Here is a 14,281-nt window from a genome sequence, read left to right as displayed (position 1 = left end):
TGTCATAATATTAGCGAGCATACTATTAAGCGTTATTTATATATCATGCCGCAGCAGCTGTTTCTCTAAACGGCGATCGCGCAGCGTTGAATAAATAAAGGTAATCACAAACAGCAGCGAAAATAATACGACGATGGTGGGAGCTGGCGCGCTGTCGATGAAAAATGACAGATACACGCCCAGAAATGAGGTTATGACCGACATGACCACTGCCAACAATAAGGCATGGGAAAATTTCCGTGTCATTAATATCGCAATGGCGCCTGGTGCAATTAGCAAGGAAATCGACAAAATAATGCCTACCGATTTCAGCGTGGCGACGATCGTCAGGGCAATCATACACAACAGACCATAATGCAGCAGCGTCGTGTTAAGACCGCTGGCCTTTGCCTGGTGCGGATCGAAGGCGTGCAGTAGAAGATCTTTCCACTTCAGCCCGATTATAAGCGCAATCCCCAGCGTAATAACCGAGGTTTGCACAATATCGCTAAACGATACGCCCAGCATATCGCCGAACAGAATATGATCGAGATGGACCTCCGACTGGATCGAAACGTATAGCACCAGGCCCGCGCCAAACATACCTGAAAAGACGATCCCCATCAGGGTGTCACGCTTAATTCGGCTATTGTCGTCGAGATAGCCCGTTGCCACCGCACAAAACAGCCCGGCGATAAACGCGCCAATCGCCAGTGGGATACCCGCTATCCACGCCAGCACAATGCCGGGAAAAACCGCGTGGCTCATGGCATCGCCCATCAGCGCCCAGCCTTTAAGCACCAAAAACACCGACAACAGCGCACAGGGGATGGCGACAATGGTGGAGATGACCAGCGCATTGACCATAAAGCTAAACTGAAAGGGTTCCAGCAGCGTTGTGAAGATCATACGGACTCCTTGTTCACCCGGCGGGCGCGGCGGCGATTCGCCAGCAGACCGTGTTTTGGCGCAAAGACAAACGCCAGCAGGAACAGCAGCGTTTGTAGAACCACAATAATTCCGCCGGTTGCGCCGTCCAGCCAGTAGCTCAGCCAGGCGCCAAAAAAGCTGGTCAGGCTGCCGATAGCCACGGCGATAGTAAGTAGACGCGGAAAACGATCGGTCAGCAGCCAGGCGGTGGCACCGGGTGTGACCACCAGACAAATCACCAGAAATGCGCCGACGGTTTGCAGAGCGGCAACCGTGGAAACGGAGAGCAGCGTAAAAAATAACAGCTTTAACCGGCCAGGATTCAGACCGATGGAGCGCGCATGGTTTTCATCAAAAAAAACCACCATCAGATCTTTCCACTTCAGCAACAGAATAGTCAGCGAGATGACGCCGATGATGGCCAGTTGCAGAATATCTTCCGGTGCAATCGCCAGCACGTTTCCCAGAATAATGGTCTGGATGTTGACCGACATCGGATTGAGCGACACCATAAACAGCCCGATACCGAAAAAAGAGGAAAAAATCAGTCCGATAATCGCATCTTCCTTCAGGCGCGAACGCTGATTGAGAAACAGCATGCTGCCCGCTGCCAGTCCACCGGAAAGAAATGCGCCAAGGGCGAAGGGAAGCCCTAACATATAAGCGCCGGCAACGCCCGGAACGATAGAGTGCGACAGCGCATCGCCAATCAGCGACCAACCTTTGAGCATCAGATAGCAGGAGAGAAACGCACACAGGCCGCCGACCATTGCCGAGACCCACATTGCGTTGAGCATGTACTGGTAACCAAACGGTTCTGTCAGCCAGTTCATGATTATTCCCCCTCGTTGGCCGCGCGTCGCGAAATAAACGGGCGTTCATCATCGGTAATCACATGTTGCTCACCGCCGCTCAGCGCCACATGGCGCAGAACGCCGCTGAATGCCTGCTCAAGATTCTCAGTCGTAAAGGTGGTTTCGGTCGGGCCACTTGCCAGCACCGTACCTTTAATCATTACCGTGTAATCACAAAATTCGGTAACGGATCCCAGATTATGGGTAGAGACCAGCATGGTCCGCCCCTCATCGCGCAGTTCGCGTAGCAGGTCGATGATGCGCGCCTCGGTTTTCACATCCACGCCGGTGAAGGGTTCATCCAGCAAAATCATCTGTCCATCCTGAGCGATGGCTCTTGCCAGAAAAACGCGTTTTTTCTGCCCGCCGGACAGTTCACCTATCTGGCGATGGCGATAGTCCAGCATATCGACCCGTGCCAGCGCTGCATCAACACAGGCGTGGTCGATCTGTTTTGGCCGACGCAGCCAGCCCATATGGCCAAAGCGACCCATCATCACCACATCTTCCACCAGTACCGGAAACGACCAGTCCACCTCTTCCGACTGAGGGACATAGGCAATCAGATTCTGTTTCAGTGCCTGATTAACCGGCTGTTGCAGAATAGATATTTCCCCCTGCGCCAGGCGAACAAACCCCATCAGCGCTTTAAAAAGCGTTGATTTTCCTGAACCGTTTACGCCGACCAGGGCGGCAATCGAACCGCCCGGAACCTGAAAAGTGGCGTCCCGCAATGCGGTGTGACCGTTGCGATACGTCACCGTAACCTGATTTACGGTAATCGCAGAGTGATTCATGGTTGGCTCTCCAGACCTTCGTTGATGCCGTTAACAATGGTTTGTGTGGTGACGCGCAGTAAATCCAGATAGGTCGGTACCGGGCCATCGGCCGCGCTGAGCGAATCGACATACAGTACGCCGCCGTAATGTGCGCCAGACTCACGGGCCACCTGACGCGCAGGTTTATCGGACACGGTGCTTTCGCTAAATACCGTTGGGATATGATGCGCTCTGATCGCATCGATCACTTTGCGTACCTGTTTGGGGGTACCCTGCTGATCGGCATTGATCGGCCACAGATACAACTCTTTCAGGCCGTTATCACGTGCCAGATAAGAAAACGCGCCTTCACTGGTGACCAGCCAGCGTTTATCGGCAGGGAGCTTCGCCAGTTCTGCATGTAGTGGCGCCAGCGTCTGCTGGATTTTGGCTTTATAATTCTGCGCATTTTTCTGATAGGTTGCGGCATTCTGCGGATCGTATTTCATCAGCGCATCGCGAATATTATCCACGTAGATCAGCGCGTTTTCTGCCGACATCCAGGCGTGCGGATTGGGTTTGCCATTATACGGCCCTTCGCTGATACCCATTGGCTGCACACCGTTGGAGACCATTACCTCCGGCACGCCGGATAAATGCTGGTAGAAACGGGCAAACCACAGCTCAAGGTTAAGCCCGTTCGAGAGAATAAGCTGTGCGCCTTGCGCCCGCTTGATATCGCCCGGCGTGGGTTGATATTCATGAATTTCTGCCCCAGGTTTGGTGATGGAACTGACGTCCGCGGCGTCACCTGCCACGTTACTTGCCATATCCGCAATCACCGTAAAGGTGGTTATCACTTTGAACTTTTCTTGCGCCCAGGCAGGTGACAACGTCAGCGCCGTTAACGCGCCAGCAAGGAGAAATGACTTCAGATGGGGCAGCTGCGGCATAGTATCCCTCACAACAAAGTGGTTAATTTATCAACAAATATAGCCTTTGCTATGTTATATAGCACAAGGTATAAACAAATGAAAATAATTCTTATTTGCGTAGGGTGCTAAGAATGTATCACCTTCAGGTAATAGTCCTTTGCATGTTTAAGGTGTATTATTTATGCAACTTAATTGGGGAGGCACCATGTCCGGCAAACGTATTGCACGAGAAAAAATGACGATCCAGAGAATGATCTCGCTGTACGAGAGCCAGTGTCCGCAGGCTGTAGACGAGCCGGGGCATTACGACGCATTGTTTGCCTATGCGCAAAAGCGCCTCGATAAATGCGTATTTGGTGAGGAAAAACCGGCCTGCAAACAGTGCCCGGTACACTGTTATCAACCCGCCAAACGTGAAGAGATGAAGCAGATTATGCGTTGGGCTGGGCCAAGAATGCTCTGGCGTCATCCGATCCTGACCGTACGTCATCTGATTGATGACAAACGTCCCGTCCCGGAATTGCCCGAGAAGTACCAGCGGAAGAAGTAAGTAACAATTCTATGCCGGATGGCGGCTGCGCCTTATCCGGCCTACAAATACACCTGTGGGTAGACCCGATAAGCAAAGCGCCATCGGGTGAACCGTTAAACCAGCGCATCCTTATCAATACCCAGGCGCTTCATGCGTGACAGTAACGTCGTGCGCTTCAGTCCCAGTCGTTGCGCCGCGCCTTTGGGACCGGCAACAACGCCGTTAGTCTCTTTCAGCACGCGCATGATCAGCTGGTATTCATCTTCGCCATCTTGTGCGACTTCGGTTGCCACCGGCGGCGTGGAAGGCGACAAAGCGACGACATCCGGCAGAGACAGTTGCAGTACATTGCCCCTTGTGAGCAGTACTGCGCGTTCTACCACATTTTCCAGTTCACGCACGTTACCCGGCCATTCCATACTGCTCAGCGTACGCAGTGCTTCGGCGGGAATGCTGTCGATATTGCGCCCCATTCGGCGAGCAATTTTAAAGGTGAAAGCTTTTACCAATAGCGGAATATCTTCCGGGCGTTCACGCAGCGGCGGCAGATGGATCGGGAAGACGTTCAGCCGATAGTAGAGATCGTTGCGAAACTCGCGATCGGCGACCATCTTTTTCAGATCGCGGTTGGTGGCGGCGATCAAACGGACATCGGTCTGGATCAGCTTATTGCTGCCCAGACGCTCAAACTCCTGTTCCTGCAAAACGCGCAATAGCTTCGGCTGAAGCTCAAGCGGCATATCGCCCACTTCATCAAGGAACAGTGAGCTTTTGTCCGCCAGTTCGAAACGCCCAATACGTTGCGTGCTGGCCCCGGTAAACGCGCCGCGCTCATGACCAAACAGATCGCTCTCCAGCAATCCGGCAGGCATTGCCGCGCAGTTCATTTTTACCATCCGGCGGGCGTTACGGCCGCTCAGGTTATGAATCGCTCTGGCGATCAGCTCTTTGCCTGTCCCGGTCTCGCCGAGAATCAATACGGTGCTGTCGCTTTGCGCCACCATCTCGACCTGTTTGAGCACACTGTACATTGCTTCGCTGCGGCCAATGATTTCGCCGAACTCGCTGTCAACGTTGTTGAGCTGCTCGGTCAGCGCCAGGTTTTCATCGACCAGACGTTCTTTCAGACGGTGAATTTCCTGGTAGGCGAGGGCGTTATCCACGGCAATCGCCACACGCTCGGCAATCTGGCGCAACAGTTTGAGGTTGGCGGTGGTGAAGACTTTCTCTTCGCACTGCGCCAGCTTCAGTACGCCAAGCATGTTATTACCGGACATCAACGGCAGCAGGCACAGCGTTTGTAGCTGGTTGCCCCAGGTCTCGAACAGCATCCGTTCATAAGGAGCAAGGGCGTCGCGTTCGCTCAGGTTAATCAACAGCATCTCTTTGCTTTTGAAGACCCGCTCAGAGAGCGTGCCTGCTTCGTCCACTTCGCTCTGTTCGTGCGCCGGATGATGCTCATCCAGATAGTGGGTGGAGTAGATGCTCAGCTTATTTTTGCGGCTGCTGCGTAACACGATGCTGATAGCATCGATGTCGAAATAATGGTGAATCTCTTTAGCGACTTCGCTGACCAGTTCGTCTATGTCCAGTCGGGAAAGCACTGCATTGGTGATGGCGACCAGAATGCGAAAGTTGTCACGCTCACGACACAGCAGATCGTAATCGACGTTATTGCTGACTCTGCTTTGAATTTGTTCAGCCACGACACCGACAATCTGGGTGAAGGTCTGGAGCCGATTGTACTCTTTTTCGCTCCATGGCCGGTCTTCATTGCGAATGAATTCGCAACCGCCAAAGATGCGCCCATCCGCCGCCAGCGGCAGCAGACAGTAGTGACCAAATTCAGAATATAATCCGCCGGATGCCAGCTGCGGCCAGGTTTCCGTGAACTCATGATAGTTGCAGTGCAGCGCGTCGGGGCGCGACAGAATACGGCGCACCGGCCCATGCGCCAGCACCGTTTCGTCTTCATAATCGATAGGTTTACTATTTTCGCGCGTCGCAAAATAACGCGCACGTTGCGTTTGTGCCTGCCATAAGACAATAGCCGCGCAGTCGGCCAGTCCGGAACGCTTGGCCAGCTGTGTAAGCGCCTCGCTGAGAGACTGAAGATCGGGCTGCTGTAATAATGTACGAGTAATATCGAACAGTCCTTGCTGTCCGAGGTCACTCATCGGTGTATACGACATATTGCTTTTCCAGGGAAAGCACCGCAAAACGGTGCGAAAACGGTAAATGAATTATAGGTATAAGTCGTAAATTATTGCCGGATGGCTGACCGCAAACTCGCTGGTCACGCAATCCGTAGGCCTGATAAGCAAAGCGCCATCAGGCGATAATGCAGCGTTAATGCCGGATAGTGACGCAAATGCGTCTTATCCGGCCTACAGTCTGCTGCCAACTGGCTGCTAGCATATACGAGGTAATGGTTCAGCGTGTGGTAAATCGAGGGTTCGTTTCACGCCATACAGTCCGGCAAGACGTACGCCTTTACGTTCAACCACTTCACCAATCATTGCCGCATCGCGTCCTAACGGATGCGCGTGCAGCGCGGCAAGCACGCTTTCAGCAGCCTGACGCTCAACGGCAATCACCAGTTTGCCTTCGTTGGCAAAGTTGAGCGCATCGAGGCCCAGCAGCTCGCAAACGCCACGCACCGCAGGCTTCACAGGCAGGGCCGCTTCAGACAGCTCAATACCAAATCCACATGATGCGGCAAACTCATGCGTCACCGCATTCACGCCGCCACGCGTGGCGTCACGCAGCGCCTTCACGCCGGGTATATCACGTATCGTCTGGATAAGCGGCGTTAACACCGCACAGTCACTGACCAGTTCGCCATCAAGACCCAATTGCTCGCGCAGATTAAGAATGGTTGCACCATGGTCGCCGAGCGTACCGCTAACCAGCAATACATCGCCAGGGCCGAGAGTTTGTGCGCCCCAGTGAATGTTGGCGGGGATCGCCCCCATACCGGCGGTGTTGATGAACAACTTATCCGCGGCGCCACGCTGCACGACTTTGGTATCACCGGTCACGATGGCGATGCCCGCTTCGCGTGCGGTTGCCGCCATACTGTTGACGACGGTTTTCAGCGTCTCCATCGGCAGACCTTCTTCAAGGATAAACCCGCAGGAGAGATAACGCGGAATCGCGCCGCTGACGGCGACATCGTTCGCCGTACCGCAGATAGCCAGCTTGCCGATATTGCCACCGGGGAAGAACAACGGGTCGATAACGTAGCTGTCGGTAGAGAACGCCAGACGATCGCCCTCTGCAACCAGTTGCGCCAGTTCCAGACGCGCCTGATCTTCCTGTTCCGCCAGCCACGGATTAGCAAAAGCCTCCATAAACAGACTGTTGATCAACTGCTGCATAGCCTGACCGCCGCTACCGTGGGCGAGTTGTACGCTGTTCATGCTTCACACTCCTGCTGACGATACTGATACCAGGCGGCACATGCGCCTTCTGAGGAGACCATCAGTGCGCCAAACGCGGTCTCCGGGTTACAGGTTTTGCCAAATAATGGACACTGATACGGTTTACATCTGCCGGTTAACACCTCTCCGCAACGCGCGCGTGGATCGTCATATACCTGCTGTGGCGCTGGCTGAAAATGCGCTTCGGCATCAAAACGTTGATAGTCCGGCGTCAGGTGAACGCCAGACGATTCGATCACGCCCAGACCGCGCCATTCGCTGTCGCCGTTGACGCAAAATACCTCAGCGATGGCCTGTTGCGCTAAGGCGTTACCGGCATCTGGTACTACGCGGCGGTACTGGTTTTCGACCTGGCTTTGGGCCGCGATTTTCTGTTCAATCAGCATCACCACGCCTTGCAGCAGGTCGAGCGGCTCAAAGCCGGCGACCACTAACGGACGATGGAAATCTGAGGCAATGAAATTATAGGCGTCGGTGCCAATCACCATGCTGACATGCCCCGGTGCTAAAAAGGCATCGATGCCGTTGTCCGGCTGTTCCAGCAGGCTGCGCAGCGTGGGGATAAGCGTAATGTGCTGACAGAAAAAGTAAAAGTTCTGCACATCGCGTTGTTTGGCCTGCTGCAGGGTAATGGCGGTGGTCGGCATGGTGGTTTCAAAACCCAGACCAAAGAACACAACCTTACGCGTCGGGTTTTCCTGCGCCAGCTTCAGCGCATCCATCGGCGAATAGACGATGCGGATATCCGCGCCGCGCGCTTTGGCCTGTAGTAGTGAGCCTTGTTTTCCCGGCACGCGCATGGCGTCGCCAAAGGTGCAGAAAATCACTTCCGGATGGCTGGCGATTTCAACACAGCTGTCGATCCTGCCCATCGGCAGAACGCAAACCGGGCAGCCAGGGCCGTGAATGAACTCCACGTTTTCGGGCAGCAACTGGTCGAGCCCGAATTTGAAAATAGCGTGGGTATGACCACCACAAACTTCCATGATGCGCAGCGGTCGTTCGGCGGTGTAGGGGAGGAGAGCGGCACGTTCACGCAGGTGCTCTATCAACTGCATCACCTGTTCTGGTGCGCGGTATTCGTCAACAAAACGCATTTATTTTTCCTCGCCGTACAGCAACGCGCCGACATCCGGCTCAACGTCAAACATGTTTTGCAGTGCGTCGAGCGTGTCGCGCGCTTCTGCTTCATTAATGATGCTCATCGCAAAGCCGACGTGGACCAGTACCCACTGACCCAGACGCGGCTGACCATTTTCATCACAGCTACCGACCAGCGTCAGGTCGACGTCGCGCTGAATACCGCAAATGTCGACTTTGGCCTGGTTGCCATCAATGGTGCGGATTTGACCCGGAACACCTATGCACATCGCTGTGTCTCCAGCCAGGAGAGCCATTGGTCCATCCCTTCGCCGCTGGTGGCGGAAATCAGGATGATCTCAATGTCCGGGTTCACTTCCCGGGCGCTGGCGATGCACTTTTCAACATCAAAATTGAGGTACGGCAGCAGATCCACTTTATTGAGCAGCATCAGCGATGCGGCGGCAAACATATGCGGATATTTTAGCGGCTTATCTTCGCCTTCGGTGACGGACAGCACCGCCACTTTATGACGTTCGCCGAGGTCGAAGCTGGCTGGGCAGACCAGGTTACCGACGTTTTCAATAAACAGAATGCCGTTGTCATCAAGCGGCAAACGCGGCGCGGCGTCAGCAATCATTTGCGCGTCAAGGTGGCAACCTTTACCAGTGTTGACCTGGATGGCTGGGGTGCCGGTGGCGCGAATACGGGCGGCATCGTTGACCGTCTGTTGGTCGCCTTCAATCACGGCGCACGGTACGCTGTCTTTCAGCTTGATCAGCGTTTCGGTCAGCAGCGTCGTTTTACCAGAGCCCGGGCTTGATACGAGGTTTAATACCAGATGCTGACGAGCGGCAAAACGGGCGCGGTTACGTTCGGCCAGACGGTTATTTTTGTCCAGCACGTCAATTTCGACTTCCAGCATACGGCGCTGGCTCATGCCTGGCGCATGGGTACCCGCCTCGCCATGACCGTAGTGAAGGTCGCCTTCTGCGGTCTGGCTCGGTGCGAAATTAGAGGTTTTCACACCGGTAATATTCAGCGCCGGGCGAGCCGCCGGGGCAAATGGCGCGCTGCGAAACGCCGAGTGGGGATTATGCTCATCACCCTCTATATAAAGGTTGCCTTCAGCGCAACCACATGTCGTACACATCGCTCACTCCTGATCTCTTTCTTGTTACAGGCTTTTTGCCGGATGGCGACGCAAGCGTCTTCTCCGGCCTGGCAGGTGCCACCGGAATTAGTCTTCGGCGTCGCCTATTTCAATTCGTCGAATCTGTAAGCCGTCATCGGCCACAATTCTCAGCATATCGCTGTTGCATTGCGGACATCTGCGCACGCGTTGCGTCAGTAACGTGACATATTGCTGACAAGATTCGCACCAACATTCTGCTTCTTGTTCTTCGAGGTGGAGTTTACAACCTTCTGCAAGGGTCCCACGGCATACCAGATCAAAACAAAAGGCGAGAGCGCTGGTTTCTACGCAGGAAAATGCGCCAATTTTGAGCCAGACCCCAGTTACTCGCTTTGCTCCGTGTTGCGTGGCCTGTTGTTCAATCAATTCCAGTGCCCGTTGGCAGAGGGTTATTTCGTGCATACCGCCTCCTATGAAGTTGTCGTATTAAAAGCAATAAACATGCCAGGTTGAATTTTTTCATTCGTGACAATGACGACGATGACGAAATGACACATCGTCACCCGCCTTTTATTTTTTATGTTTATGAAACTAAATGAAATTAATTTTGGCATGAAATGTGCTTAAGGCTGTTCATCTCTGCTAAACGGGTAACCTGACATGACTATTTGGGAAATAAGCGAAAAAGCCGATTACATCGCTGAACGGCATCGTCGCCTACAGGACCAGTGGCGTATTTACTGCAACTCGCTGGTTCAGGGGATCACCCTGTCGAAAGCGCGTTTGCATCATGCGATGAGCTGCGCGCCGGACAAAGATCTGTGCTTTGTCCTTTTTGAACACTTCGTTATCTACGTCACGCTGGCGGATGGCTTTAACAGTCACACCATCGAGTATTACGTCGAAACGAAAGAGGGTGATGATAAACAACTGATTGCACAGGCACAGTTGACCATCGACGGTAAAGTTGATGAGCGTATCAGCAACCGCGATCGCGATCAGGTGCTGGAGCACTATCTCGAAAAAATCGCCAGCGTCTATGACAGCCTGTATACGGCGGTTGAAAACAATATGCCGGTGAATTTAAGCCAGCTGGTTGAGGGACATAGCCCGGCTTAAGCCTCGGGTGCTGCCCACGTTTGTCATGATGCGGCTTTAATACTGCGTCACGACAGTTTAGGGAATGGGCATGTCGAAAAATGTCGAAATGACATTTGTCTGACATGTTTTCGTCAAAAATGACTATCACCTGAGGAATGCCTGGTGAATCGTTTTGTAATTGCTGACTCCACTCTTTGTATCGGCTGCCACACCTGTGAAGCCGCCTGCTCAGAGACACATCGCCAGCATGGCCTGCAGTCAATGCCGCGCCTGAAAGTGATGTTAAATGAAAAAGAATCCGCGCCGCAGCTTTGCCACCAGTGTGAAGATGCGCCATGCGCTACCGTTTGTCCGGTTAATGCGATTAATCGCGTTGATGGCGCCGTACAGCTGAATGAAAGCCTGTGCGTAAGCTGCAAACTGTGCGGGATCGCCTGTCCGTTCGGTGCTATTGAGTTTTCCGGTAGCCGTCCGCTGCATATCCCGGCAAACGCCAATACATCAAAAGCGCCTCCGGCTCCGCCAGCTCCAGCTCGCGTAAGCACGCTGCTGGACTGGGTTCCGGGCGTTCGTGCCATCGCGGTGAAATGCGATCTGTGTAGTTTTGACGAGCAAGGTCCGGCCTGCGTACGCATGTGTCCGACCAAAGCCCTGCATCTGGTGAGCAACATGGATATCGCCCGCGCCAGCAAACGTAAACGTGAGCTGACTTTCAATACCGACTTCGGCGATCTCACCTTGTTTCAGCAGGCTCAAAGTGGAGATGCAAAATGAGCGCAATTTCACTGATTAACAGCGGCGTGGCCTGGTTTACAGCGGCTGCGGTTCTGGCATTTCTGTTTTCATTTCATAAACCGCTGAGCGGCTGGATTGCAGGGGTTGGCGGCGCGGTTGGCAGTTTGTGTACGGCGGCTGCGGGGTTTCTTGTACTGACCCGCGCCGTTGCGATTAGCGGCGTGATGCCGTTTATCGGCCATAGTCTGCAAGTCACGCCGCTGAACGCTATCTGGCTGATTACCCTGGGCCTGTGTGGTCTGTTTGTCAGCCTGTACAACATTGACTGGCATCGCCATCCACAGGTGAAAGCCAACGGCCTGCTGGTGAATCTGCTGATGGCCGCAGCTGTATGTGCGGTGGTTGCCAGCAACCTCGGTACGCTGGTGGTGATGGCGGAAATCATGGCGCTGTGCGCGGTGTTCCTGACCGGTTGCAGTAAAGAGGGCAAACTGTGGTTTGCGCTGGGGCGTATCGGCACGTTGCTGCTGGCGATTGCTTGCTACCTGGTGTGGCAACGTTACGGCACGCTGGAGCTGCGCCTGCTTGACCTGCGCACCCAGGAGCTGCCGCTTGGGTCTGACATCTGGCTGCTGGGCGTGGCGGGTTTTGGCCTGCTGGCCGGGATTATCCCCCTGCACGGTTGGGTGCCGCAGGCACACGCCAACGCCAGCGCGCCGGCTGCGGCACTGTTTTCTACCGTGGTCATGAAGGTCGGTCTGCTGGGTATTCTTTCCTTGTCTCTGCTGGGCGGTAACGCGCCGCTGTGGTGGGGCATTACGCTGTTGGTGCTGGGCATGATCACCGCATTTGTCGGCGGTCTGTATGCGTTAATGGAACATAACATCCAGCGTCTGCTGGCGTACCACACGCTGGAAAATATCGGCATTATTCTGCTGGGTCTGGGCGCAGGCGTAACCGGGATTGCGCTGAATCAACCGGCGCTGATTGCGTTGGGTTTGACCGGTGGTCTGTATCACCTGGTCAACCACAGCCTGTTCAAAAGCGTTCTGTTCCTCGGTGCTGGCAGCATCTGGTTCCGTACCGGTCATCGTGATATCGAGAAGTTGGGTGGTATCGGTAAACGTATGCCGGTTATCTCTCTGGCGATGCTGGTTGGCCTGATGGCGATGGCCGCACTGCCGCCGCTGAACGGTTTTGCCGGTGAGTGGGTCATCTATCAGTCCTTCTTTAAACTGGGTAACAGCGGCGCGTTTGTCGGTCGTCTGTTAGGGCCGTTGCTGGCGGTAGGACTGGCGATTACTGGCGCGCTGGCGGTGATGTGTATGGCGAAAGTGTATGGCGTTACGTTCCTTGGCGCGCCGCGCACGAAGGAAGCTGAAAATGCCTGCTGCGCGCCAATCCTGATGGGCGTGAGCGTGGTTGCGCTGGCTATCTGCTGCGTGATTGGCGGCGTTGCTGCGCCGTGGCTGCTGCCGATGATTTCCTCTGCTGTTCCACTGCCGCTGGAAACGGCGAACACCACCGTTTCTCAGCCAATGATCACGCTGCTGCTGATCGCGTGTCCGCTGCTGCCGTTCATCATCATGGCAATTTTCAAAGGCAACCGTCTGCCGTCGCGTTCACGCGGTGCGGCATGGGTGTGTGGTTACGATCACGAGCAGTCAATGGTTGTTACCGCACACGGTTTTGCCATGCCGGTGAAAGAAGCCTTTGCCCCGGTACTCAAACTGCGTAAATGGCTAAACCCGGTATCACTGGTTCCGGGCTGGCAGAATGCCGCTGCCCCGGTGCTGTTTCGTCGCCTGGCGTTGATTGAGCTGGCGGTGCTGGTGGTGATTGTGGTTTCACGAGGAGCCTGAAAATGAGTGTTTTATATCCGTTAATTCAGGCGCTGGTGCTGTTTGCCGTTGCGCCGCTGCTGTCCGGTGTGACCCGCGTGGCGCGTGCGCGTTTGCACAATCGCCGCGGTCCGGGCGTTTTGCAGGAATACCGCGACATTATCAAACTGCTGGGCCGTCAGAGCATTGCGCCTGCGGATTCCAGCTGGGTTTTCCGCCTGACGCCGTTTGTGATGGTGGGCGTGATGCTGACTATTGCCACCGCGTTACCGGTCGTGAGTGTTGGTTCACCGCTGCCGCAATTGGGCGATCTGATCACCTTAATTTACCTGTTCGCCATCGCCCGTTTCTTTTTCTCTATCGCGGGTCTGGATACCGGTAGTCCGTTTACCGCTATTGGCGCCAGCCGTGAAGCGATGCTCGGCGTGCTGGTTGAACCTATCCTGCTGCTGGGGCTGTGGGTAGCGGCGCAGGTTGCGGGTTCAACGCATATCAGCAATATCGCCGATACCGTTTATCACTGGCCTGCTGCGCGCAGCATCCCGCTGATTCTGGCGCTGTGCGCCTGTGCTTTCGCCACCTTTATCGAAATGGGCAAACTGCCGTTCGATCTGGCGGAAGCAGAGCAGGAGTTGCAGGAAGGTCCATTGACCGAATACAGCGGCAGCGGTTTTGCGGTGCTGAAGTGGGGCATTAGCCTCAAGCAATTGGTCGTTCTGCAAATGTTCGTCGGCGTGTTCCTGCCGTGGGGACAGATGGAAACCTTCACCGCGGGTGGGTTGCTGCTGGCGCTGGTGATTGCCGTCGTCAAGCTGGTTCTCGGCGTGCTGGTCATCGCCTTGTTCGAAAACAGCATGGCGCGTCTGCGTTTTTGCGCCACTTCACGCGTGACCTGGGCCGGTTTTGGGTTTGCGTTTTTAGCGTTCGTCTCCTTGCTGGTGGCGTGATTTAAGAGAGT

The 14,281-nt window shown here is 54.6% G+C and carries 15 protein-coding genes; 5 read left to right on the top strand and 10 right to left on the bottom strand.

Translation table 11 applies throughout. From position 1 onward, the window contains the following. Nucleotides 1-36: 36 nt before the first annotated feature. The 4 genes from sitD to FDX11_RS07525 are packed head-to-tail and all read right to left on the bottom strand — an operon-like array spanning nt 37 to nt 3,474. Nucleotides 37-888 (bottom strand): iron/manganese ABC transporter permease subunit SitD, encoded by an 852-nt coding sequence (gene sitD, locus FDX11_RS07540; RefSeq protein WP_042310618.1) that lies wholly within the window; start codon nt 886-888, stop codon nt 37-39. Then, nucleotides 885-1,742: an iron/manganese ABC transporter permease subunit SitC gene (sitC, locus tag FDX11_RS07535; RefSeq protein WP_137365346.1), complete on the bottom strand. Its 858-nt coding sequence runs from the start codon at nt 1,740-1,742 to the stop codon at nt 885-887. The genes sitD and sitC overlap by 4 nt, the downstream gene beginning before the upstream one ends. 2 nt (nt 1,743-1,744) lie before the next feature. Next, the gene (sitB, locus tag FDX11_RS07530) at nt 1,745-2,560 is read right to left on the bottom strand and encodes an iron/manganese ABC transporter ATP-binding protein SitB (RefSeq protein ID WP_137397700.1); all 816 of its coding nucleotides are present in this window, start codon (nt 2,558-2,560) and stop codon (nt 1,745-1,747) included. Continuing rightward, the gene (locus FDX11_RS07525) at nt 2,557-3,474 is read right to left on the bottom strand and encodes a metal ABC transporter substrate-binding protein (RefSeq protein WP_042310613.1); all 918 of its coding nucleotides are present in this window, start codon (nt 3,472-3,474) and stop codon (nt 2,557-2,559) included. The genes sitB and FDX11_RS07525 overlap by 4 nt, the downstream gene beginning before the upstream one ends. A 187-nt stretch (nt 3,475-3,661) precedes the next feature. Here FDX11_RS07525 and FDX11_RS07520 point away from each other — a divergent pair, with 187 nt between their 5' ends. Then, nucleotides 3,662-4,006, top strand: a complete 345-nt coding sequence (locus FDX11_RS07520) for a nitrous oxide-stimulated promoter family protein (RefSeq protein ID WP_042311148.1) — start codon at nt 3,662-3,664, stop codon at nt 4,004-4,006. Between the two features lie 95 nt (nt 4,007-4,101). Here the strand turns inward: FDX11_RS07520 and flhA are convergent, their stop codons facing one another. From flhA to hypA, 6 genes are all read right to left on the bottom strand, one after another. Then, nucleotides 4,102-6,180 carry a formate hydrogenlyase transcriptional activator FlhA gene (gene flhA / locus FDX11_RS07515; protein WP_061382334.1) on the bottom strand — a complete coding sequence of 693 codons (2,079 nt, stop codon included), beginning with the start codon at nt 6,178-6,180 and terminating at the stop codon, nt 4,102-4,104. 219 nt (nt 6,181-6,399) lie between these two features. After that, the gene (gene hypE, locus FDX11_RS07510; RefSeq protein ID WP_042310596.1) at nt 6,400-7,410 is read right to left on the bottom strand and encodes a hydrogenase maturation carbamoyl dehydratase HypE; all 1,011 of its coding nucleotides are present in this window, start codon (nt 7,408-7,410) and stop codon (nt 6,400-6,402) included. Next, nucleotides 7,407-8,528: a hydrogenase formation protein HypD gene (gene hypD, locus FDX11_RS07505; protein WP_137397699.1), complete on the bottom strand. Its 1,122-nt coding sequence runs from the start codon at nt 8,526-8,528 to the stop codon at nt 7,407-7,409. Before hypD ends, hypE begins: the two co-directional genes overlap by 4 nt. Then, entirely contained in the window at nt 8,529-8,801 is a 273-nt protein-coding gene (gene hypC, locus FDX11_RS07500; protein ID WP_137397767.1) for a hydrogenase 3 maturation protein HypC, read from the bottom strand. Continuing rightward, the gene (gene hypB, locus FDX11_RS07495; RefSeq protein WP_038633101.1) at nt 8,792-9,664 is read right to left on the bottom strand and encodes a hydrogenase nickel incorporation protein HypB; all 873 of its coding nucleotides are present in this window, start codon (nt 9,662-9,664) and stop codon (nt 8,792-8,794) included. Before hypB ends, hypC begins: the two co-directional genes overlap by 10 nt. An 87-nt stretch (nt 9,665-9,751) precedes the next feature. Next, the gene (gene hypA, locus FDX11_RS07490) at nt 9,752-10,108 is read right to left on the bottom strand and encodes a hydrogenase maturation nickel metallochaperone HypA (protein ID WP_101741655.1); all 357 of its coding nucleotides are present in this window, start codon (nt 10,106-10,108) and stop codon (nt 9,752-9,754) included. A gap of 198 nt (nt 10,109-10,306) precedes the next feature. Here hypA and hycA point away from each other — a divergent pair, with 198 nt between their 5' ends. The 4 genes from hycA to FDX11_RS07470 all read left to right on the top strand — a co-directional run bounded on the left by hycA (nt 10,307) and on the right by FDX11_RS07470 (nt 14,270). Further along, nucleotides 10,307-10,765: a formate hydrogenlyase regulator HycA gene (hycA, locus tag FDX11_RS07485; protein WP_042310585.1), complete on the top strand. Its 459-nt coding sequence runs from the start codon at nt 10,307-10,309 to the stop codon at nt 10,763-10,765. Between the two features lie 144 nt (nt 10,766-10,909). Then, entirely contained in the window at nt 10,910-11,521 is a 612-nt protein-coding gene (hycB, locus tag FDX11_RS07480; protein WP_032940517.1) for a formate hydrogenlyase subunit HycB, read from the top strand. Next, nucleotides 11,518-13,344 carry a formate hydrogenlyase subunit 3 gene (gene hycC, locus FDX11_RS07475; protein WP_079226085.1) on the top strand — a complete coding sequence of 609 codons (1,827 nt, stop codon included), beginning with the start codon at nt 11,518-11,520 and terminating at the stop codon, nt 13,342-13,344. Before hycB ends, hycC begins: the two co-directional genes overlap by 4 nt. A gap of 2 nt (nt 13,345-13,346) precedes the next feature. Continuing rightward, nucleotides 13,347-14,270, top strand: a complete 924-nt coding sequence (locus FDX11_RS07470) for a respiratory chain complex I subunit 1 family protein (RefSeq protein WP_137397698.1) — start codon at nt 13,347-13,349, stop codon at nt 14,268-14,270. The last annotated feature ends 11 nt before the right edge of the window (nt 14,271-14,281 follow it).

The organism is Citrobacter sp. wls714, from assembly GCF_005281025.1.
Classification (GTDB): Bacteria; Pseudomonadota; Gammaproteobacteria; order Enterobacterales; family Enterobacteriaceae; genus Citrobacter; species Citrobacter werkmanii.
Note: the sequence above shows the minus strand (reverse complement) of the source record. Positions and strands in the feature narration are given on the sequence as shown.